Source organism: Sphingobacterium spiritivorum (assembly GCF_016724845.1).
In the GTDB taxonomy this organism is placed as follows: domain Bacteria; phylum Bacteroidota; class Bacteroidia; order Sphingobacteriales; family Sphingobacteriaceae; genus Sphingobacterium; species Sphingobacterium spiritivorum_A.
This window is the reverse complement of record NZ_CP068082.1, coordinates 1559402-1581855: the sequence shown is the minus strand read 5'-3', so window position 1 is coordinate 1581855 and position 22454 is coordinate 1559402. Positions and strand designations below refer to the sequence as shown.

The following is a 22454-nucleotide window of genomic DNA, read 5'->3' as shown; positions in this document are numbered from 1 at the left end:
AAATGCTTTACCTTCAAAACTTTCATTTAACAATATTTAACAGGCAATGTAGCGTATTATGATTTGGAATTGAGAATTGTTGCTTAATTTTAAGGTAATACATTTCACATGTTATGAACTTGAAATATAGCATATTTACAGCACTTTTCCTAAGCATTTGGAGCTATTCTTCTGCTCAGGATTTTAAGTATCAGGAGAAGAAAGGACGTAAAGTTTTTCCGGATCAGCAGCTCCCGTTATTGGATACAGTAAAGAGGTTGCAGGTGTATCCTGTGAAGCCAGATGAGGTGAAAGACAGAAAAGGGGAGATCCCGACGTTGAAGTTATATGGCAGGGATTCGGCCCGGATGCCGGGCACAAAAAAACTGGATGAGCTGGATCAGCAACCCTTAAAAGAGGCGTATAACTTTCGCCCCCTGTTACTAAAGGATTCTCTGCTAAAAAAATAAGGTGGCTGAATATTCAACCACCTTATTTTTATTTATTTTACTTCGGATACCCGGATTGTATTTGTTCTTCCTTTTTCGCGGAGCGGTGTTGAAGATGTGTTGATTACGATCTGTCCCGGAGATACCAGATTCTTTTCTGTAAGCAACTTGTTTACATCCTGAATTGTACCGTCAGTACTTTCAAATTTTTCATATACAAATGCACGTACACCCCAAACCAGACTTAATGATCTCAGCAGGTTTTTATTTCCTGTGAAAATGTAAATATCTGCATCCGGTCTGTAGCTTGAGATTTCAAATGCAGTATAACCTGAAGATGTCATCACGGCGATAGCTGAAGCTTTTGTTTTTTCAGCCAGGTATATCGATGAACCACAGATCGCATCAGGGATCTTTGTCAGATCTGTATGTTGATCACTCTTGTCACTGTAGTAGTTGTATGATGTCTGTTCTACATGCACAATGATTTTAGCCATTGTTTCGATAACGATTTCCGGGAATTCTCCTACGGAAGTCTCACCGCTAAGCATTACAGCATCTGCACCATCCAATACAGAATTGGCCACATCGTTGACCTCTGCACGTGTTGGACGAGGAGTAGTAATCATACTTTCCAGCATCTGTGTAGCAATGATAACCGGTTTGGAAAGGTCACGACATTTTTGAACGATGATTTTTTGCAATCCCGGAACTTCTTCCATTGGCATCTCAACACCCAAATCACCACGTGCAACCATGATCCCGTCTGTCGCTTCGATGATCGCATCGATATTTTCGATCGCTTCAGGTTTCTCGATTTTCGCAATTACACGCGCATGACTTCCTTTTTCTTTGATGATCTTTTTACACTGGTAGATGTCTTCTGCCGAACGTACAAAAGACATAGCGATCCAGTCTGCACCATGATCAAGAGCAAAGTTCAGGTTGTCCAGATCTTCTTCTGTCAGTGAAGGGATTGATACTTTTGTATTTGGAAGATTGACACCTTTTCGGGAGGTCAATACACCTCCGTGAACAACCTGGCAGAATACAGTATCTTTATGGTTGGTAGAGATTACTCTCAATTGTAATTTACCGTCATCCAATAAGATAATCTCATCTTCCTTAACATCATTAGGGAAGTTTTCATATGTGATGTAGATACGTTTCTCGTCACCGATCAGTTCCTGAGTAGTGATTTCTACCTCAGAACCGTTGATTAAGATAGCGCCTCCCTCTTTCATTTTACCGATACGGATTTTGGGTCCTTGAAGATCGGCAAGAATAGCTACGTTAAAGGGATGTTCATTGTTGATTTCGTTGATTGTGTTGATCACTTTCAGGTGATCTTCCTGGCTTCCGTGGGAGAAGTTAAGGCGACATACATCAACACCTTTGGCAATCATATTTGTCAAGACAGTTTTATCTGCTGATGCCGGCCCAAGTGTTGCCACAATTTTGGTCCGTTTTTGAATTTTCTTCATGTAATATTTTGTTTTAAAAACTACTTATATTCCTGTTTGCGGTTACCCTTCTTTTTACAAAGGATAACGTCTTATTTGAAGTTTATAATTTATAGTGTAGTATGTACACTCTTCTTTCAAGTGCGCTAAAATATGAGATTTTCTTTAGATTTCAATATTTTAGGCATTATTTCTTTTACCATTATGACATCATTTATGCGATTCAGATTCTGAATAAGGAGGCGTAAATCTTCTTCATGTATAAAGTTTTTGATGACCAGAAAAAAGTCAAAATTTGCTATTTCAGGTATTAATAAACCGCCTTCCTGGCTTCTGTTATTAATAAGATAATACTCGTATTCATAGTCGATATCGCAATATCTGTAGATGGCAAAATGATGTTTCAAAGCGGGCTTTTTGCCTTTACTTTTTTCCTGTATGATGTGGTATTCATACTCTTCTTTTCCCCCTTCTTTCATATTCCCCTTGTGGTCAATATTACTTTCTTTACCATATACAAACTGGAGGCCTGTAGTTTTGTTGATAAAATGACATAATCTGTAGTCCCGTAAAGGGGAGCTAATACCCAGAAGAACAAAATCCAGTTCTTCTTCCATGTCCATTTCCAATTTAAATACAGTTATTTTATTCAATTTTGCTGAGATGTTTTATACGAAATTAGTATAATTTCACGTATCTTGCGGCTATTCTATGTAAAATTTGCATTAACAAAGTAGAATATTTGTAAATAAAGCCAAAAGTTAGTATTATTGGATACGGTTAAGTATTAGTCTTTTACAGTTTGAATATTGGATTAACATGCTTACTTTTGCTGCGCCAAAAAATCAAAAAGATTTGATAATTGGTGAAATTTATTTTTCTTTGCACAGATTTATTAAACAATTAAACTATAAAATCATGTCAGATATCGCTTCAAGAGTAAAAGCAATTATCGTTGAAAAATTAGGTGTTGACGAAAACGAAGTAACGCCAGAAGCTTCATTCACTAATGATTTAGGTGCTGATTCACTTGACACAGTCGAGTTGATCATGGAGTTTGAAAAAGAATTCAACGTAGCTATTCCTGATGATCAAGCTGAGAACATCGGTACAGTAGGTCAAGCAATCGCTTATTTAGAAAAAAACGTTAACTAACTAATTTAATTAGGCCAATCATCATAAATGGAGCTTAAAAGAGTAGTAGTAACAGGGTTAGGCGCTCTTACACCACTTGGCAATACTGTCCCGGAATACTGGGAAGGATTGATAAATGGTGTAAGCGGTGCTGCTCCTATTACAAGATTTGATGCATCAAAATTTAAAACCCAATTTGCGTGCGAAGTAAAAGATTTCGATCCGCATGATTTCATGGATCGTAAAGAAGCACGGAAGGTAGATCCTTTTGTTCAATACGCCATGGCATCTACGGAAGAAGCTATAAAAGATGCAGCATTGGATTTTGAAAAACTTGACACTAATCGGATAGGAGTCATCTGGGGTTCGGGGATTGGTGGATTAAAAACGTTTTTGGACGAAGTTTCGAACTTCGCCACAGGAGATGGAACACCTCGTTTCAATCCTTTCTTTATTCCGAAAATGATCGTGGACATTGCTCCGGGTCATATCTCGATGCGTTATGGATTACGCGGACCAAACTTTTCGTGTGTGTCTGCATGTGCATCTTCCACTAATGCAATGATCGACGCATTCAATTACATTCGTACCGGTCTGTGTGATATTATCGTTTCCGGTGGCTCTGAAGCCATTATCAATGAAGCGGGCATAGGCGGATTCAATGCATTACATGCATTGTCTACCCGTAATGACGATCCCAAGACAGCATCCCGTCCTTTTGATAAGGACCGTGATGGATTTGTCGCAGGTGAAGGTTCGGGCACGATTATACTGGAAAGTCTGGAACATGCATTGGCACGTGGAGCAAAAATTTATGCTGAAATTGTAGGAGGAGGAATGAGTGCAGATGCAAATCATATCACCGCACCACACCCGGAAGGGTTAGGCGCAAAACTGGTGATGTCAAATGCTTTGCGTGATGCCCGGATGGATGGACATGAAATTGATTATATCAATGTGCATGGTACGTCTACACCTCTTGGAGATATAAGTGAAACAAAAGCTATTAAAGAATTATTTGGGGATCACGCTTATGAATTAAACATTAGCTCGACCAAATCGATGACAGGACACCTTTTAGGTGCTGCCGGTGCGATTGAGTCTATTGCTTCGATCCTGGCTGTCCAGAATGATATAGTACCTCCAACAATCAACCACTTTAACGACGATCCTGAACTGGATAATAAATTGAATTTTACATTCAATACGGCGCAAAAACGTGTGGTAAATGCAGCAATGAGTAATACTTTTGGGTTTGGCGGGCACAATGCTTCCGTTATTTTCAAAAAGTATCAGCCCTAATTGCCTGTGTGGATTGTAGAGGGATCTTGTAATGGTAGAAAGAGGTTCTTTCCTCTCATCCTTTTTTGAGTAGCATGCCCTTTTCGCGGATTTATAATTTGTATTTCTCGCCGCATAGAGCTTATGTGCGGAAGCTGAAAAACCTATTGGGGTTTGTCCCTGAAAACGTACGGCTATACCAGATGGCCTTCAGACATAAGTCTGTGGCTACCGCTATAAAGGAAGGCGCCAAAAACAGCAATGAACGATTAGAGTTTCTGGGTGACGCAATCTTAGGATCTGTCGTCGCCGAGTTACTGTTTAAAAAATACCCCTACAAAGATGAAGGATTTTTGACCGAGATGCGGTCAAAAATCGTCAGTAGGGCCAACCTTAATCAACTTTCCCGAAAACTTGGTTTGAATGAACTGATTCAGTACGACGCTCGTATGATCAGTTTTCCGAATAAGCAGGGATCTCTGCTGGGGGATGCTTTTGAGGCGCTCGTCGGAGCAGTATATCTGGACAAAGGCTATGCATTTACCAAAAGTTTTCTGCTGAACAGAATTATCAAAACCCATGTTGATATTCAGCTGCTTGAAGTAACGGAGACCAATTTTAAAAGCCGATTAATTGAATGGTGTCAGCATCTGGGCAAAGACGTTCAATTTCTTCCTACCGCTAATCCTGAAGGAGAATCTTCCAAGATGTTCAGTATAGAAGCGATTGTCGAAGGAGAAGTATGTGGCATAGGCCGGGACTTCAATAAAAAAAGTGCCGAAAAGCTTGCTGCAGAAAAGGCCTGCGAATATCTCAAGATATTTGAGACCGAGTAACCTGTAAATTCTAATTTCACCGCAGGTGTTTTCATAAAATTTCATATTTGTATAATTTGATTTTCAATGGTCATATGGGAATATCCAAGCTATGTTCATTGATATTTGTGCAGCCTGTATTACATGGATATTTCATTTGTATACCTTACCTTTGCCGTGATATGGCAATAGTAAAACCTTCATTGGCTAAAGGCACGCGTGATTTTTCACCTGCCGAAATGGAAAAACGTAATTATATTTTTAATACGCTGAAATCCGTATTCCGTAAGTATGGATATCAGGAAATTCAGACACCTTCTTTTGAAAATCTACAGACATTGACCGGTAAATACGGTGATGAAGGTGATAAATTGATTTTTAAAATCCTGAATTCCGGAGATTATCTCAGTAAAGCTCCTGATGCTCTTTTAGCAGAAAAAGCTTCTAATAGTCTGATTCCGCATCTTTCGGAAAAGGCATTGCGATATGATCTGACGGTGCCATTTGCCCGTTATGTCGTCATGCGTCAGCATGAAATCAGTCTTCCTTTCAAACGTTTCCAGATTCAGCCGGTATGGCGTGCAGATCGTCCGCAACGCGGACGCTACCGTGAATTCTATCAGTGTGATGTGGATGTGGTCGGTTCGGAAAGCCTGCTGAATGAAGCCGAATTTATTCTGATCTATCAGGAAGCGCTGCGTGCACTGGGTCTCAAAGATTTTGCAATCAAGATCAATAACCGGAAGATTCTTTCGGGAATTGCGGAAATAATCGGCAAACCGGAGCTTATCGTAGATATGACTGTTGCCATTGATAAGTTGGATAAAATAGGGCTGGAAGGCGTAAATAAAGAATTGCTGGAAAGAGGATTTACAGAGGCCGATCTTGCTATCCTGCGCCCGATCATTTTGCTGGAAGGATCTACTGCTTCTAAAATAGAGCAGCTTCGTTCGGTGCTGGCAAAATCAGAAACAGGACTCCGTGGTGTGGCAGAACTGGAAGAAGTGTTTGCGTACCTCAATCAGCTGGATGTATCCGGAGAAGTATTTGATAAATATGTAGAACTGGACATCACATTGGCCCGTGGTCTTAATTATTATACGGGTTGTATATTTGAGGTGAAAACTAACGAAGTGTCTATGGGGAGCATCGGTGGCGGAGGTCGCTACGATGACCTGACCGGAATGTTTGGTCTCAAAGGATTGACCGGTGTAGGGGTGTCTTTCGGTGCAGACCGTATATATGATGTATTGGAAGAGCTGAATCTGTATCCACAGCATGAGTCTGATAATACCAGATTGTTAATCGTCAATTTTGAGAAATCTATAGAGGCATTTACACTTCCGTTGCTGAACCGGTTACGTCAGGCAGGGATTGCAGTGGAACTGTATCCTCAGGCTGTCAAACTCAAAAAGCAGATGAGTTATGCCGACGATAAACGCATACCTTACGTGCTTTTGGTAGGTGAAGAAGAAGTAAATACCGGACAGCTTTCTTTAAAAAATATGAACAGCGGTGAGCAGCAAAAACTTTCAGAACAAGAAATAACGGCATTACTTAGCAAATAGAGAACTGACTCAGGGATCGGCCAAGACAAATAGACCGGTTACCGGGGTCTTGAAAAAGAAATCGGACAGCAGGAAGCAAATCATCCGATTTTGAAAAGCGACCATTTGAGAAAATATCAAATGGTCGCTTTGATTTTACAGAAAATATTCAAAAGGAAATCTGCTGTTATTTAGCTGTTAAATTTTGTTAATCAATCGTGCAGAGCGTAATTAGAATGTTTTTACACTGTAATAAAATTGCAGTCTATGACAAAAATGTTGTAAATATTGATTAGATTTGTAGTCAGTTAAGTCAGAAATTCAATACTTGAAAATGAGTTCAACACCTATAACAAAAGAGACATATTTAGAGTGGTATAAATCCATGCTACTCATGCGTAAATTCGAAGAAAAAGCTGGTCAGCTTTACGGTCAACAAAAAATTCGTGGATTCTGTCACCTTTATATCGGTCAGGAAGCAGTAGTAGCTGGTACCATGTCGGTAATCGGTCCTGAAGATTCATTGATCACAGCATATCGCGACCATGCTCACGCATTAGCTAAGGGCGTATCTGCAGATGCTTGTATGGCTGAATTATATGGTAAAGCAACTGGATGTTCAAAAGGTAAAGGTGGTTCTATGCACTTTTTCTCTAAAGAGCACAAATTTATGGGTGGCCACGGTATCGTAGGTGGTCAGATTCCTTTAGGTGCAGGTATTGCATTCGCTGAGATGTACAATGGCACCAAAAATGTTAACGTGTGTTACATGGGTGACGGCGCTGTTCGTCAGGGAGCTTTCAACGAGACGCTGAACATGGCTATGTTGTGGAAACTTCCTGTGATTTTTGTTTGTGAAAACAATGGTTATGCAATGGGAACTTCTGTACAGCGTACGACTAATATGATCGACATCTACAAAATGGGACATGGTTTTGACATGCCTTCAGCAGCTGTTGACGGAATGGACGTAGTGGCGGTTCACAATGCTATGGATGAAGCTGTTCAACGTGCACGTGCAGGCGAAGGTCCGACTTTCCTGGAAATCCGTACTTACCGTTATAAAGGACACTCTATGTCAGATCCTGCTAAATACCGTACTAAAGAAGAATTAGAAGAGTATAAAGGCCGTGATCCGTTGTTGTCTACTAAACATGCGATTCTGGAAAATAAATATGCTGATGATGCCTGGTTTGCAGAGGTGGAAGCTGATGTGAAAAAAGTGGTAGAAGATTCTGTGAAATTTGCAGAAGAGTCACCATATCCGGATGCTTCAGAAATCTATAATGATGTTTACGTACAAGAGGATTATCCTTTTGTAATGGATTAATTGATAATTACTTTAACTAAATATAACGAAGCAAACAAATGGCTGAAGTAGTAAAAATGCCTAAAATGAGTGACACCATGACTGAAGGTGTTATCGCAAAATGGCACAAAAAAGTTGGTGACAAAGTAAATTCTGGAGATCTTGTTGCAGAGATTGAAACAGATAAAGCTACAATGGACTTCGAATCTTATCAGGAAGGAACATTGTTATATATCGGACCCAAAGAAGGTGAAGCTGTAGCTGTGGATGCAGTGATCGCTGTGCTTGGGGAAGAAGGAGAAGATTTTCAGGCATTGCTTGACGGATCTTCGGACGCTTCTGCAGCTCCTGCTGAGGATAAGAAAGAAGAAGCTAAAGAAGAGACTCCTGCATCAGAAGAATCTTCTTCAGCAAGTGTGTCTGCAGAAGACCTTGGTGTCACTGTAATCACTATGCCGTTGTTGAGTGATACCATGACTGAAGGTGTCATTGCTCAATGGAACTTTAAAGTTGGAGATACCATCAAATCTGACGATGCTATTGCTGACGTGGAAACAGATAAAGCGACCATGGAAGTGACTGCATACGCAGACGGTACTTTATTATATGTTGGTCTTGAGGCCGGACAGGCAGCGAAAGTAAATGATATCATTGCTATCGTAGGTCCTGCAGGAACAGACGTAACACCTTTACTGAATCAAAAATCTGCAGCTCCTAAAGCAGAATCAAAAGAAAGCAAAAAAGAAGAAGCTCCTAAGGTTGATGCTGAAAGTGCTCCTGCTGAAACTGCTGGTTCTTCTGCTGATGATTCAAGAGTAAAAGCATCTCCTTTGGCTCGTAAAATTGCTAAAGAAAAAGGAATCAATCTGAATGATGTAAAGGGTTCTGCAGATGGTGGACGTATTGTAAAGAAAGATGTAGAATCCTTCGTACCTTCTGCGAAGCCTGCTGCAGCACCTGCGAGTACAGGAGCAGCACCTGCTACCGAATCTAAAACAATCACATTGCCAACATATGTAGGCGAAGAAAAATATACAGAACAGCCGGTATCGCAAATGCGTAAAACAATTGCACGTCGTCTTTCTGAAAGTTTATTTACAGCTCCACACTTCTATCTGACTATCAGCATCGATATGGATAATGCTATCGCTGCCAGAACACAGATTAATGAGGTAGCTCCTGTAAAAGTATCCTTTAATGATATTGTTATCAAAGCTGCTGCTGTAGCCTTGAAAAAACATCCTGCTGTAAACTCCTCATGGGGTGGCGACAAAATCAGATTCAATGAGCATACAAACATTGGTGTTGCAATCGCTGTTGAAGATGGTTTGTTAGTTCCTGTGGTCCGTTTTGCAGATGGTAAATCATTATCGCACATCTCTACTGAGGTTAAGGATTTTGCGCAAAGAGCGAAGTCTAAAAAATTACAGCCTTCAGATTGGGAAGGTTCTACATTTACGGTATCCAATCTGGGTATGTTTGGTATTGATGAATTTACTTCTATCATCAATTCCCCGGATGGAGCAATCCTTTCTGTAGGAGCGATCCAGGCTATACCGGTTGTTAAGAACGGAGCTGTAGTACCGGGTAACATTATGAAACTTACTTTGGGATGTGATCACAGAGTAGTGGATGGTGCAACCGGAGCAGCGTTTTTACAAACATTAAAATCATTGATCGAGAATCCGGTAAGATTATTAGCATAATCCGGATCTGTCAACAAATAAATAGGAGCCACTTTAGCAATAAAGTGGCTCTTTTATTTGTCCATTACATACTAAATTGTTATTTTTTGGCATTATAGATATATACCTCAAAAATTTAAAGAAAAACTTGTGAAATTGATTGTTGCGAAAGTCCTATTAGGTGTAAGTATTATGAGTTTGATCGGCTGTACATCTGCCGAAGAACGTAAAATTAAAGATGAAAAAAATCAGGCAGAACAAGATAGTATACGGCTTCTGTATAACCCGAATGAAGCGGATAAGGCAGTAGACGCTTTTATGCAGAATCTTCATAAAAAGGCTGGTTTCAATGGTAATGTGCTAGTCGCAAAGAAAGGTAAAATCATATATGAAAAATCGTTTGGATGGGCCAATTATTTATTAAAGGATAGCTTAAATATTCAATCTCAGTTTGAACTGGCTTCCGTTACGAAGCCAATGACTTCGATAGCAATCCTGAAATTGGTAGAAGAAGGGAAGTTAAAACTGGATCAGACAGTAAATGATTTCTTTCCGGATTTCCCTTATGAAGGAATTACGGTAAAAATGCTGTTGACGCACCGTTCAGGACTACCTAATTATGTTTATTTTGCGGATGGTGTATGGAAAGATAAAAAGAAAGGGATGAGTAATATGGATGCTATCCGTCTGCTGACGGAGCATAAACCCGGAAGATACGGAAAACCAGACGGCCGTTTTCATTATAACAACAGCAATTTTATGGTTTTAGGGGCTATCATAGAAAAAGTTTCTAAACAGGATTATGCTGTATTTCTAAAGGAGAATGTATTTGATCCTGCAGGAATGAAACATACTGCAGCTTATTCCAAAGCTGTTTATGAAAAAATACCTGTCAAAGTAATCGGTCATGATAAGATATGGAGAAGATCTGTTGTACAGAATTTCCTGGATGGCCCGTTGGGTGATAAAGGAATATACAGTACGGTAGAGGATATGTTCCTTCTGGATATAGCGCTGCGTGAAGGCCGGTTATTAAAACAGGAAACACTGGATTCGGCTTATGTACCCCGAAACGACCCGAGTAAAAAGGGAGCATTCGGATACGGATATGGATGGAGAACATTTAATCATAATGATCAACAGGTGGTGTATCATACTGGATGGTGGCACGGATTTCGCAATCTGTATGTACGCGATCTGAAAAATGATGTAACCATTGTATTATTGTCCAATATGACCAACGGTAGCCTGGTCAAACTGGATGAATTGTACAAAATTCTGGGGATGCCTATTCTTCGGAAAAATGCATATAATGCGGATGGCGATTTTATGGTAGATTAACAACTAACAGATAGTACAATCGTATGAAAAAGACATTAATAATAGGGGCCAGTACTAATCCGGAACGATATTCATATAAAGCCGCTCATATGTTGACAAGGTTTGGACATGATATTGTCAATGTAGGATTGAAGAAAGGTGTTGTTGCCGAGCAGCCGATAGAACCTGCGGAGACTATACATACCGATATTGATACCATAACCATGTATATGGGCGCCCAAAATCAAAAACCGTTATACGACTACATCCTGAAAACTGCCCCCAGACGTATTGTCTTTAATCCCGGAGCAGAGAACTGGGAGCTGGCACAACTGGCACAAAAGAAAGGTATAGGGGTAGAAAATGCCTGTACATTGGTTCTGTTAAGTACAGGTCAGTATTAACGATTTTTGAACTGGAGTCTGTACATACATATATGTCTCCAAAGAATATAGGTCTGCCGGGATAATCACCGGCAGACCTTTTAATAATATATGCTGACGTGAGTTTTGGGTCTTATTTTATATTACAGATGGTTTTTTATCCATCCGGGAATAGCTTGTGCCTCTATAGTCTTACCGGTGCGGATACTGGCAAATGCATTAGCTGCGTCTGTTGGTGGAGAGACCAACAGTTTAGCGGTGAAGTGGCACTAAGTAGCAGAAGTATATGTTTGCCAAATAAGTCTTTAACCTCTCTCCCGGTAAACCGGGATCTCTCCTTGGAGAGTTCGGTTTAACCTTTATCCTTGTTTTGGCGCACGCATGAGCGTAGCGGTGCTTGAGTCTCTACCCTTTGTATCAGGATGGATTGGAGTCATCCTCTTTTGTATAATCTGAAGGATTTGACCCAAAATGTTTCTTAAACTCTTTGCTGAAATACTTCCGGTCGCTGAATCCTACTTCATAGGCTACTTCAGTGATAGAATATAATCCTGTCTTTAACATTTTAGCAGCCTGATTCATCCTTACCGATTTGATAAAATTGATCAACGAGAGGTTGGTGATCGCTTTCAGTTTTTTGTGAAGTACAGGTTGGCTCATACCCAGTTCTTTACATAAAAATTCTACGGACAGATTTTCGTAGGGAAGATTGTCAATAATGATTTTTACAGCCTTGCTCAAAAGTTCATCTTCCTGCTGTTTATTCTTCGACCTTTTCTCAATAAACTTGTCCAGGCTGAACGATTTCCGGTTCTTTTCTGCCAGCGTAAGAAGATTGCGAATAGTGAGCAATACATAATCTCTGTCAAAAGGTTTGGTAATATATGCATCTGCTCCTTGTTCTAAACCTTTGATCTGTTTATCTATGCTTCCTAAAGCAGTGAGCAGGATAATAGGGATATGACTTGTTTTCGGTTCTGACTTGAGCCTGTTGCACAAATCCAGCCCGGATAATCCGGGCATCATAATATCACTTAGAATAAGATCCGGAATCTCTTCTTCGGCTTTGGCTACACCATCGAGTCCGTTGTAAGAAACGTATACCCGATATAGACCGGATAACATGTCAACCAGTAAATTGCTCAATTCCGGATTATCTTCTATGATCAATAGAGAAAGATTACTGTGCTCTTCCACAGGATTTCGGTTGTGACTTTCAAAAGGAGCTACTGCAAAGATTTTGTCTTTGTGGAGGATATTTACATGATTTTGGTTTTGAAAATGCTCTGTTCCTTTTTGCAGTTTGATCGTGAAGATGATTTTTGCCTGATAGCTGTTTACCTCCTGTTGCTGATGTGCCTGTATGTGTCCGCCATGTAATTGTACAATATGTCGGGACAATGCCAGTCCTATACCTGTCCCTTCATAGTTAATCTGGCTATCGGTCGTACGAAAGTATTGTTCAAATATTTTGTCAAGGTTGTCCTGAGGAATAGGTAGTCCGGTATTGCTGATATTTATTTCTACCTCTTTCTGATCCTGCATCAATGCAATGGAAACTTCTCCTCCGATATTGCTGTATTTGATGGCATTGGAAATAAGGTTGTAAATGACTTTCTCAAATTGAATCCGGTCAAAGTATATATCTGTCTCCATCGTATCCATCTGTGTGGTAAAGAGTAAATCTTTTTCCTGTGCAAGTTCGGTAAACACACTGCTGATTTCTGACAGAAATGGTTCCAGACTATAATTATAGACATTCAGTTGTAAGGTATTCTCTTCTATTTTTCTAAAGTCTAATAATTCATTTATCAGTGATAGAAGCCGGTTGGTGTTTTTCTCAATTCCGAGTAATTTGTGTTGTACATCCTGTGAAACTGCTGAGCTCTTGAGTAATTGTTTTAGCGGATGGATGATCAGTGTCAGCGGAGTACGTATCTCATGGGAGATATAGGAGAAGAAATTGATCTTAGCATATTGATCTTTTTCTGACTTTATCAGAAGAGCACGCTCTATGAGGAATCTGTTGAGAAAATATATAATCACTACCAGAATCAAAAAGTAAAGGATATAAGCCCACCAGGTTTTCCAGAAGGGTGGGTGAATGGTAATATAGATAAAACTGACATCAGACCATATGCCATCATTATTTGCGCCCTTGATCAGAAGCGTGTAACTGCCCGGACTCAGGTTCATGTATGTCGCTGTCGGAATATCTGTATAAATCCAGTCCGGATCCAGTTCTTTAATCTTATATGCGAATTGATTCTTATCGGAGCGGTCAAAATTAAGGAGTGCGAAGTCAAGAGAAAAAACGTTTTGGTCATACCTGAAATCCAATCGTCTGAGCTGACTGATTTCTCTATCAAGAAGCTGAGTTTTATCTCCGATCTGTACAGGATTGTTGAAGAGACGGAGATTTGTGAAAAGTACTTTTTGTTTCTTTCTGTTGTAAACGATTTTGGACGGATCAAATCTTACCAATCCATTTAATGTGCCGAAAAAAAGCTCTCCATCCTTACTTCTCAGGTATGAATTTTCATTGAACTCATCAGAAGGAAGACCGTCTGTAGTAGTCAGCAGGTGTTCTTCTCTGGTTTTGAGGTGAAAGGAGATTAATCCTTTTGGTGTCGTTATCCACAGGTTGTCCCCGGCCTTGATTACACTTAAGAAGGTAGATACATTTTTGACTGGAACAAATGAAATACTTTTTTTGGAAATATCGTATCGTATTATTTTACCGGTATTACTTGCGCACCATGCTATGTTATCTTCTACAAATATGCTCTTTATGGAAATGTCTTTTGTTCCGTCCACAAGAGTAAAGTGATCCTGTGATGCCCATTTTATATAGAGTCCTGATGTGCTGCTTACCAGCAGGTCCTGCTGAGGTGTTTCTAAAATGTTGGTGACAAAAAGCTTTTCAATTTCAGGATAAGTCTTGCTGATTTTTCTGTTAGATTCATCATACAGGTAGAAGCCGGCATTTGTTCCGATCCAAAGGTTGTTTTTGCTGTCTTTGCATATGGCATATACATTGTTGATAAAGTTTGTTCTTCTCTTTTCATCCAATAGGAAAATATCAACGTGACCCGTTTTTCTGTTCAGTATATTGAATCCGCCATTGTAAGTCCCGATGTATATACGATCATTATGATCCAGAAAAACATCCTTAACAAGGTTGGATGATAATTCCTTATTAATTGTCTTGATAGATCCGTCGGCCTTACTTATAAAGTTTAATCCCTCTTCTTCCGTTCCAACCCAGTAACCGTCCTGGTCCTCAGCCAGACTGCTGATAATATTACTGCTGATGGAATTGGTCATCCCCATTGGTTTATAGATACGAAATGGGTTTTTGGAAGGGTAGATCAGATTAATCCCGCCATAATAGGTACCGACCCAAATGATCTGTTGTTGGTCACGGTATATATCATAGATCGAATTCTGACTCAGGCTGGCAGGATTATCTATCTGATGTTTGTAGGTCTGCAGCTGATGGCTTTGTACATCCAGGGCAGTCAGTCCTTTAAGCGTTCCTATCAGGAGCTGCCCGTCATTGTCATAAATTAGCTTTCGGATCCGGTTACTGGCTATTGTAGAATTCTTTTCATTCCACTCCCTGAAGGATTGATCCTTCTTATTATATAAAATCACCCCGGAATCAAATGTTCCAAACCAGATATGGCCGTTGTCTATGAGTATGCTGGTGATATAATCCTTATGCTCTTTGTAGATCTTTTGGACAACAGGTGTCAGCACATGACTTTTCCACTTGTCGTCAAATTCATATACGGCATCTATAGAGCTGATAAGCACGTTTTTAGTTTTTTTATCTTCAGTAATGGCTTTTATATGTTGTCCATTTAGCAATTGACGGCATAGAGTATCTTTCTGATTGATGGATATCAGGTTTAACCCTTTGTCTGTTCCGATAAGAATATCCGAATTGTGCAATACCCGAATCGTGGTGATATTGGTACTGGTAAGCTTTTGCGTCTGCGTATAAAATTTTCCGATCTCCTGATTATAAATAAAAAGACCTGTGCCTGTGCCAATAACAATATTATTATTCGAATCGACTGCCAGAGCTGTAATGTAGGGATTGCCGTTAAGACGATTTGCTCCTACATACGATTCAAATTTGACAGCATCATATTTATATAGCTGAGCTCCGCCTCCTATCCACATAAATCCGTTTCTGTCCTGCACTATGGTTAGAATAGGTGTCCGGTACAATCCCTTTTTCTGATGGAGGTGATTGAATTGTATCGGATTCTGAGCAGCACATAAAGTCACACCCGCCCCTAAGAGAATAGCTAATATAAACAGTATAAGAGCAAAGACTTTTTTTGTCAGTTCCATGGAGATAAATGTTGTCATAGATTTTTACGGAATCGATGTACTACTGTAGATTTATGCTGTAAATCTACATTTTAATGAATTACTACCCCTATATTTTTTAAAAAATACCCCTTCTGCACCAAGCTTCCGGTCTAATTTTGGTCTATAAGCCTGGTTATATTATAACCTATTGACAATTATAAACTATAAAACAATTATTATGAATCACATTTACAAATGGCTCGCCCTATTGTGGCTGATCAGTATGTCTGCTATTACATTTGCACAGCAAAAGGTAATAGTCAAAGGAACGGTTAAAGATACTCAGGGTCTCGCTCTGGCAGGAGTGACTGTATCTGTTAAAGGTACAAATACGGCCACTTCGACTACAGCTGAAGGAAACTACCAGATCACAGTAAATACAAATGATGTACTTATCTATAAGTATGTAGGGCAAAATGCAGTTGAAGAACCTGTTAACGGACGTACCGAAATCAACGTAACACTATCCGGATCAGAGTCTGTCATCGATGAAGTAGTCGTTGTAGGTTACGGTACACAATCTAAAGCAAAGCTCTTAGGTTCTGTAAGTACGGTAGATTCCAAACAGATCGAAAACAGACCTGTGACGAATGTATCTACCGCTTTGAGCGGTCTGGCTTCTGGTGTGCAAGTGAAGCAAAGTACCGGCCGTCCGGGGAGTGATGGTGCTAATATCCGGATCAGAGGGGTAGGAACGATGAATAACTCCAGCGCACTTGTCGTTATTGACGGTATAGTAGGGACGATGGATGCTGTAAATCCAAATGATATTGAAAGTATCTCTATACTGAAAGATGCTTCATCTGCTTCTATATATGGAACACGCTCAGCTAATGGGGTAATCCTGATCACAACTAAAAAAGGTAAGGCAAATCAGAAAACACAGCTCAGCTACTCCGGTATCATGTCCAGAACAACTCCTATGGGAAGCCCGAAATTTGTGTCGGACTATGCGACACATATGGAGCTGATGAACGAAGGAACTTTTAACTCGGGCGTATCGGCTAAATATGCACAGTCTACTATAGATCTATGGAGAAAAGCCAATGCTGATCCAAATGGGGTATTAGCTCCTTCCGGATTGCCTAATCATATCGCTTATCCTAATACCGACTGGACGGATTGGATTTACAGTCAAAACTGGATACAGAGTCATAATATTTCTGCTGTCGGAGGATCAGAGACCACGACATATGCTATTTCAGGGAGACTCTTTGACAATCCGGGAATTATGAAGAATACAGGCGCTAAGAAATATGAACTGAGAACAAATATCAGTACAAAGATCGGTGATATGATCACTGTGGGAACAAATACGTTCGCATCTATAGAAAACAGAGATAAAGCTGCTGTACCCACACTTTATAATTTTCTGAGACAGTCCACGCCGGGCGTATATCCTATGTATGAAGGCAAATTCGGAGGAGCAGTAGCGAGTGAAGAGTCTGTACAGTTGAACAACCTTTTACAATATCTGTATGATCCGCGGGGGATGGATAAAGTGTCGAACTTTAACTCCACTCTGTTTGCAAATGTAAACCTGATGAAAGGTTTAACATTTGAAACGAAACTGAACTATCAAACCCGTTTCCGCGAAGAAACAGCGAACAGTATGCCTTCTGATAAATATAATTTTGCGACCAATACTATTGTTTTCCCGGGAACCACAACAGCTAACCTGACCTTATCACAATCTTTTAATAAGGACTATACCGTTACTATTGATAATGTATTACGCTATCAAACAGCTATTGATAAACATAATATCGGAGCATTGATCGGACATAATGAATTTGAATTCAAGTACTATACATTTTCTGCTACTAAAAAGGGGGTGATAGACCCAACTATTACAAATATTGGTACGGGTAATGAAATGTCCGAAATTAACGGAAATGAGTATGCGTATGGTATGCGTTCATTTTTCGGAAGACTTAATTATGATTATGACGGACGGTATCTTGTTGAATTTAACCTGAGACGTGATGGTTCTTCCAAATTTGGAAAAGACAGACAATACGGTACGTTCCCCTCAGTTGGTCTGGGATGGAATGTTTCCAGAGAATCCTTTATGGCAAGAGTTGAGCCTTATTTTCAGAATATTAAGCTGAGAGGTTCATGGGGTAAACTGGGTAATGACAGGAATAATGCAGATCCTAATCTTGAGAACTACTTTCCTGCAAAAGCTTTCTATGGCAATACACAATATTCCTTCGGAGGTACACAAGTCGGTGCTTTGGAACTTAGCCGCTTCGGAAACTCATTATTGGGCTGGGAGGAAACCGAAAATAAAGAAGTAGGTCTGGAGTTTTCTACATTTAAAAATAAGGCATATGTAGAATTGAGCTACTACAATAAACTGACTTCCGGGATCCTCATTCCTGAACAATTGCCACTGACAACTGGTACTACAGGAGCTCCGATTGTGAATTCGGCCTCTATGAAAAATTCAGGTATAGAACTGAATGTCATGTGGAAAGATAAGATCGGAGAAGTACGGTACAATATCGGAGGTAATATTGCCTACAATAAAAGTTCTGTCGAAAAATTAAAGGGACAGTTAGTTAGAGGATGGACTGAGGTGAATGGTGTAAATACATATACATCAAATATCGGCAATGTCTCTAATGCTGTTGGAACAAACCAACGCAATCTGGAAGGCCATCTTTTCCAGGAGTATTTCTTGAGAAAAAGATATAACGGAGACGGAAGCTATTATCATGCCGATGGATCCGTAAACGTGACAGGTGGTCCCCGTGATGGAATGATCCGTACAGAAGATGATTACAAATGGGCGCAGGCGATGCAGGCCGCAGGATACAAATTTGCTCCGGTCAATGTATTGGGGAAATCACAGTTGTACTACGGTGATTTTATCTATGCGGATCTGAATGGAGATAAGGTGTATGGTGATGTAAATGATCAGGATTTTACAAATACTTCTAATATTCCCAAATATGTATACGGTATAAGCCTTGGCTTTGAATATAAAGGCTTTGATCTGCAGATGATATGGGCCGGAGAAGGAAAATTGCAGTATTACTGGAATGATGAGGGATACAATAATAATATTGTCAGAGACGGAAATGCTATTGCACAGCGTATCGCTGAAGATCATTATTTCTATGATCCTGCTAACCCTTCGGATCCCAGAACCAATATCAACGGAAAATTTGCCAGATTGAAATATAATGGCGAAGCGATTAATAATGCCGCAAATGACTTCTATCTATATGATGCAGATTACATCAAGCTTCGTAATCTGCAGATCGGATATACCTTTAACAATAAACTTACCGAGCGCTTGCGTATCCGCAATCTGAGAGTTTATTTTTCAGGAGAAAACCTGTTGATGTTTACCAAATTCCCCGGAGCTGACCCTGAGATAGGTGCAGGAGCCAATTATCCTACAATGAAGCAATATGCTTTTGGTCTAAACTTTGGATTTTAAAAAATGAATGTTATGAAACCGATAAGGAAATTCGAAATATTGAAAAATCATTTATTTAATAAACGTAATAAATGGAGTATAATAATCGCAGTAGGATTATTAAGTACTGCTACAAGTTGTAAGAAAGATTTGCTGGATGCAACATCCAACACTCAAGTCCCGGAAGATAAAATGTGGACTACAGATAATTTTACGGATTTAGGCGTAAATGGTGTTTATCAGGCACTGAGACAAGGTATCAGTACCGGAGGGACTAATCACAGAGAGTTGTATCAGTATGACAGGTTGTCAAATACACTCATTCCCAGGGATGCTGATCCGCTGTTGAATGCTACTGCCAACCCGTCTACCGCTATATTCGGAGATGTATGGAGAGAGTTGTATGAAGGAGTTCACCGGGCCAATGATGCGATATACGGAATAACAAATATATCTCCGTCAGCGGCTGAGAAAAAGGCAAAACTATTGGCCGAAGTGAAATTTTTAAGAGCATTTCATTATTACAGACTGAATCAGTTATATCGTGGAGTACCTATTTATGATACACCAATAAGCTACAATGAAGCTACAAAGCCAAGGAATACGGAGCAGGAAGTCTGGACTTTTGTCCTAAAGGATCTGACAGATTGTATCAATGAACCTAATCTGCCGGCTAAGTTTCCTGCAGGAAGCAGCAATTTCGGACGCATTACAAAATCTGCAGCTTATGCATTACGCGGTAAAGTGTATATGTATCTGCAGGATTGGGACAAAGCTATAGCCGATTTTCAGGCAGTCAAGGATGCCGGACACAAGTTGTTCGCAGATTACAAAACATTGTTTACAGCCGCCAATGAGAAATCAGATGAAATGATCTTCTCTATTCAGAATATTGCTGTAAACGGATATGGTTCCACGACTCAGTTTTATTTCGGATCCCGATCAGCTTTCGGTTCCAACTGGGACAGTTATCTGGTGAGTCCGGATTTTGTAGACTTATACGAGAACAAGGATGGCAGTAAATTCAACTGGGACGATATTATCGCAGGCTACAACGCAATGGATCCCGCAAAACGTGAAATTTACTTTGTGCGGAATAATGTTCAGCAAGTTGCAACGGCCAATAACAAGCCTGCGAAGTATAATGATCTGGTTGCAAAAGGTTTGGATTTTGGACGGTATCTGAATAACGGAAATGAGGAGAGACTGAAAAATGCATATGCCAATAGAGATCCTCGTCTGTCAGCCAATATTATTCTTCCTTATTCTACGTTTGTTGGTATGAATGGAAGTGCTAATCAGACTTTCACGTCTCGCTGGCCACATATTGAACAGTTGAATAATGTCTTTGATCTGCGAACGGATATTGAGAGTCAGTTTTACTATTTACCCAGAAAGTTTGTGTATGAAGGAGGAGCTCCTCCGATTCCGAACCGTACCTCCGGAGATATTGATTACCCTGTGATCCGTTATGCTGATGTATTGCTCTTATGGGCAGAGGCACTCAATGAGAAAGGGGAGACCGGTACTGCAGCAGATAAGGTAAATGAAGTAAGAGCCAGAGCAGGTGTAGGATTATTGAATAGTTCGGCTGCAACTACTGTTGCCGGAAAAGATGATTTGAGAGTCCGTATTCAGAATGAGCGACGCAGAGAATTGTTTGCGGAAGGAGTAATCTACTTTGATGAGCTTCGGTGGAAAACATTGAAAACTCAGGTATTTGCGACCAAGAGCGGAAATAAACAACCCTGGGGAGCTGTAGTAAACCCTTATACGTATCTGGGAGATCAGTTACTGGTATGGCCGATCCCTGAAACTGAAAGACAGCGAAATACAGCGCTGACACAGAATATCGGCTGGTAAAACTGTAATTAAATGTCTGAAACACAGATGTTACAATATCCGTGTTTCAGACATCTCTATCTATGAAAAACTTGATTATATTGATATTTCATATGTCCGTTTATCGGCAGATATCAATAAACCATTAATGTAAACACTAAAAATGAAAAGAAGATCATTATTGCAGTTGCTTGGAAGTATAGGGGTAGGAGCAATGATTCCGACAGTGTCGGCAAAAGCGGATAGAACAGCATTGAGCATAGCGCAAAAAGGGTTAAATGACCGGGAATATTGGGTTTCCCTGTTGGATAAGATGGCTGCCCCGATACTGGATAATATCAGCAAGCAACAGTTGCGTAAAATCATGCCCATGGAAGTAAGCCCTGTTTTTGATTCACGGGATCCGGGTGTAGGCTATCTGGAGGCTTTTGGTCGGCTGATGTCCGGTCTGGCACCCTGGTTGGCACTTCCGGCAGATAATTCGTCAGAAGGACAACTTCGCGAGAAAAGAAAAAAACAAGCTTTATTAGGTATTCAATACGGAATGGATCCGAATTCTCCGGATTATTTCACATGGAACACCAAATCTTCACAGCCGCTGGTGGATGCTGCATATCTGGTTCAGTCTTTTATGCGCGCACCTAAAGCGCTATGGGAACCTTTACCAGCCGGTACAAAGGCAAATGTGATTAAAGAACTGAAAGGCTTACGACGTATAAAACCAAATGAAAGCAACTGGCTGCTGTTTGCAGCTATGACAGAGACATTTTTATATAAGATCGGTGAGGAATGTGTACGTGAAAAGATCGACTATGCAATTCATAAATTTGATCAGGATTGGTATGTCGGTGACGGATGGTATAGTGACGGAGCATCCTTTAGTTTTGATCATTACAATGGGTATGTTATACATTCCATGTTAGTAGATGTGCTGCGGGAGAATATACCTGCAGATAAAAAATACCAAACGCTGTATGACAGGGCTTATAAAAGAATGCAGCGATATGCACATCATCTGGATAGAATGATCTCTCCGGATGGTTATTTTGTAGTGGTGGGGCGTTCGTCAACCTACAGGAATGCCGCATTTCAACCTCTGGCTCAGCTTATCCTTGAGCAAAAATTACCTGAAGATCTTACCTATGGTCAGTTGAGAGCCTCATTGACCGCTGTTAAAAGACATGTTTTTGTTGAAGGGACTTTCTCTGCAAAAGGCTGGCTAACGATGGGGCTGGTAGGAGACAGACAAAGCAACCTGGCAGATTACTATACTAACGCAGGTAGTATGTATATGGCTTCCTTATCTTTCCTGCCGCTGGGATTACCTGCTGATCATGAATTCTGGACAACCCCTGCACAGGAGTGGACTTCCCGGAAAGCCTGGAAAGGTGAGCCATTTCCTAAGGACTATCATGTTACATATTAAAACCG

The 22454-nt window shown here is 40.2% G+C and carries 15 protein-coding genes; 12 read left to right on the top strand and 3 right to left on the bottom strand.

What is annotated here, in order from left to right; all coding sequences use genetic code 11:
• The first annotated feature begins 113 nt into the window (after nt 1-113).
• Nucleotides 114-449, top strand: coding sequence for a hypothetical protein (locus tag I6J03_RS06605; RefSeq protein WP_003008578.1), 336 nt, complete (start codon nt 114-116; stop codon nt 447-449).
• Nucleotides 450-481: 32 nt separating this feature from the next.
• Here the strand turns inward: I6J03_RS06605 and pyk are convergent, their stop codons facing one another.
• Both pyk and I6J03_RS06595 read right to left on the bottom strand, forming a co-directional pair.
• On the bottom strand, nt 482-1912 hold the full coding sequence (pyk, locus tag I6J03_RS06600) for a pyruvate kinase (RefSeq protein WP_003008576.1): 1431 nt from the start codon (nt 1910-1912) through the stop codon (nt 482-484).
• Nucleotides 1913-2037: 125 nt separating this feature from the next.
• Nucleotides 2038-2544, bottom strand: a complete 507-nt coding sequence (locus tag I6J03_RS06595; protein ID WP_003008575.1) for an IPExxxVDY family protein — start codon at nt 2542-2544, stop codon at nt 2038-2040.
• Nucleotides 2545-2710: 166 nt separating this feature from the next.
• Between I6J03_RS06595 and I6J03_RS06590 the strand changes: the two genes are divergently transcribed.
• From I6J03_RS06590 to I6J03_RS06555, 8 genes are all read left to right on the top strand, one after another.
• Nucleotides 2711-3046 (top strand): acyl carrier protein, encoded by a 336-nt coding sequence (locus tag I6J03_RS06590; protein WP_002997527.1) that lies wholly within the window; start codon nt 2711-2713, stop codon nt 3044-3046.
• A 27-nt stretch (nt 3047-3073) separates the two neighbouring features.
• Complete coding sequence (fabF, locus tag I6J03_RS06585) at nt 3074-4327, top strand: beta-ketoacyl-ACP synthase II (RefSeq protein WP_002997524.1); 1254 nt, start codon at nt 3074-3076, stop codon at nt 4325-4327.
• Between the two features lie 74 nt (nt 4328-4401).
• On the top strand, nt 4402-5142 hold the full coding sequence (gene rnc, locus I6J03_RS06580; RefSeq protein WP_198137122.1) for a ribonuclease III: 741 nt from the start codon (nt 4402-4404) through the stop codon (nt 5140-5142).
• Between the two features lie 161 nt (nt 5143-5303).
• On the top strand, nt 5304-6689 hold the full coding sequence (hisS, locus tag I6J03_RS06575) for a histidine--tRNA ligase (protein ID WP_003008573.1): 1386 nt from the start codon (nt 5304-5306) through the stop codon (nt 6687-6689).
• Nucleotides 6690-7002: 313 nt separating this feature from the next.
• Nucleotides 7003-7998, top strand: coding sequence for a pyruvate dehydrogenase (acetyl-transferring) E1 component subunit alpha (pdhA, locus tag I6J03_RS06570; protein WP_003008570.1), 996 nt, complete (start codon nt 7003-7005; stop codon nt 7996-7998).
• Nucleotides 7999-8036: 38 nt separating this feature from the next.
• The gene (locus I6J03_RS06565) at nt 8037-9683 is read left to right on the top strand and encodes a 2-oxo acid dehydrogenase subunit E2 (RefSeq protein ID WP_201694241.1); all 1647 of its coding nucleotides are present in this window, start codon (nt 8037-8039) and stop codon (nt 9681-9683) included.
• A 129-nt stretch (nt 9684-9812) separates the two neighbouring features.
• Nucleotides 9813-11003, top strand: coding sequence for a serine hydrolase domain-containing protein (locus tag I6J03_RS06560; RefSeq protein WP_003008558.1), 1191 nt, complete (start codon nt 9813-9815; stop codon nt 11001-11003).
• Nucleotides 11004-11026: 23 nt separating this feature from the next.
• Entirely contained in the window at nt 11027-11386 is a 360-nt protein-coding gene (locus I6J03_RS06555) for a CoA-binding protein (protein ID WP_003008557.1), read from the top strand.
• Between the two features lie 396 nt (nt 11387-11782).
• Here I6J03_RS06555 and I6J03_RS06550 read toward each other — a convergent pair whose 3' ends face one another.
• Complete coding sequence (locus I6J03_RS06550; RefSeq protein WP_201694239.1) at nt 11783-15748, bottom strand: hybrid sensor histidine kinase/response regulator transcription factor; 3966 nt, start codon at nt 15746-15748, stop codon at nt 11783-11785.
• 181 nt (nt 15749-15929) lie between these two features.
• On the opposite strand from I6J03_RS06550, the gene I6J03_RS06545 reads away from it, so the two are divergent.
• The 3 genes from I6J03_RS06545 (at nt 15930) to I6J03_RS06535 (ending at nt 22449) form a co-directional block, all read left to right on the top strand.
• The gene (locus I6J03_RS06545) at nt 15930-19202 is read left to right on the top strand and encodes a SusC/RagA family TonB-linked outer membrane protein (protein ID WP_003008554.1); all 3273 of its coding nucleotides are present in this window, start codon (nt 15930-15932) and stop codon (nt 19200-19202) included.
• 12 nt (nt 19203-19214) lie between these two features.
• Entirely contained in the window at nt 19215-21044 is a 1830-nt protein-coding gene (locus tag I6J03_RS06540; protein ID WP_232279743.1) for a RagB/SusD family nutrient uptake outer membrane protein, read from the top strand.
• 142 nt (nt 21045-21186) lie between these two features.
• Nucleotides 21187-22449 carry a DUF2264 domain-containing protein gene (locus tag I6J03_RS06535; protein WP_201694237.1) on the top strand — a complete coding sequence of 421 codons (1263 nt, stop codon included), beginning with the start codon at nt 21187-21189 and terminating at the stop codon, nt 22447-22449.
• Nucleotides 22450-22454 lie beyond the last annotated feature (5 nt).

Excerpts from the sequence above, each read along its gene's own strand:
- I6J03_RS06535 (WP_201694237.1), top strand. The coding sequence starts at position 21,187 with ATGAAAAGAAGATCATTATTGCAGTTGCTTGGAAGTATAGGGGTAGGA.
- I6J03_RS06590 (WP_002997527.1), top strand. The coding sequence starts at position 2,711 with ATGCTTACTTTTGCTGCGCCAAAAAATCAAAAAGATTTGATAATTGGT.
- I6J03_RS06550 (WP_201694239.1), bottom strand. The coding sequence starts at position 15,748 with ATGACAACATTTATCTCCATGGAACTGACAAAAAAAGTCTTTGCTCTT.
- I6J03_RS06555 (WP_003008557.1), top strand. The coding sequence starts at position 11,027 with ATGAAAAAGACATTAATAATAGGGGCCAGTACTAATCCGGAACGATAT.
- pdhA (WP_003008570.1), top strand. The coding sequence starts at position 7,003 with ATGAGTTCAACACCTATAACAAAAGAGACATATTTAGAGTGGTATAAA.
- hisS (WP_003008573.1), top strand. The coding sequence starts at position 5,304 with ATGGCAATAGTAAAACCTTCATTGGCTAAAGGCACGCGTGATTTTTCA.
- I6J03_RS06565 (WP_201694241.1), top strand. The coding sequence starts at position 8,037 with ATGGCTGAAGTAGTAAAAATGCCTAAAATGAGTGACACCATGACTGAA.
- rnc (WP_198137122.1), top strand. The coding sequence starts at position 4,402 with ATGCCCTTTTCGCGGATTTATAATTTGTATTTCTCGCCGCATAGAGCT.
- I6J03_RS06540 (WP_232279743.1), top strand. The coding sequence starts at position 19,215 with ATGAAACCGATAAGGAAATTCGAAATATTGAAAAATCATTTATTTAAT.
- I6J03_RS06605 (WP_003008578.1), top strand. The coding sequence starts at position 114 with ATGAACTTGAAATATAGCATATTTACAGCACTTTTCCTAAGCATTTGG.
- I6J03_RS06545 (WP_003008554.1), top strand. The coding sequence starts at position 15,930 with ATGAATCACATTTACAAATGGCTCGCCCTATTGTGGCTGATCAGTATG.
- pyk (WP_003008576.1), bottom strand. The coding sequence starts at position 1,912 with ATGAAGAAAATTCAAAAACGGACCAAAATTGTGGCAACACTTGGGCCG.
- fabF (WP_002997524.1), top strand. The coding sequence starts at position 3,074 with ATGGAGCTTAAAAGAGTAGTAGTAACAGGGTTAGGCGCTCTTACACCA.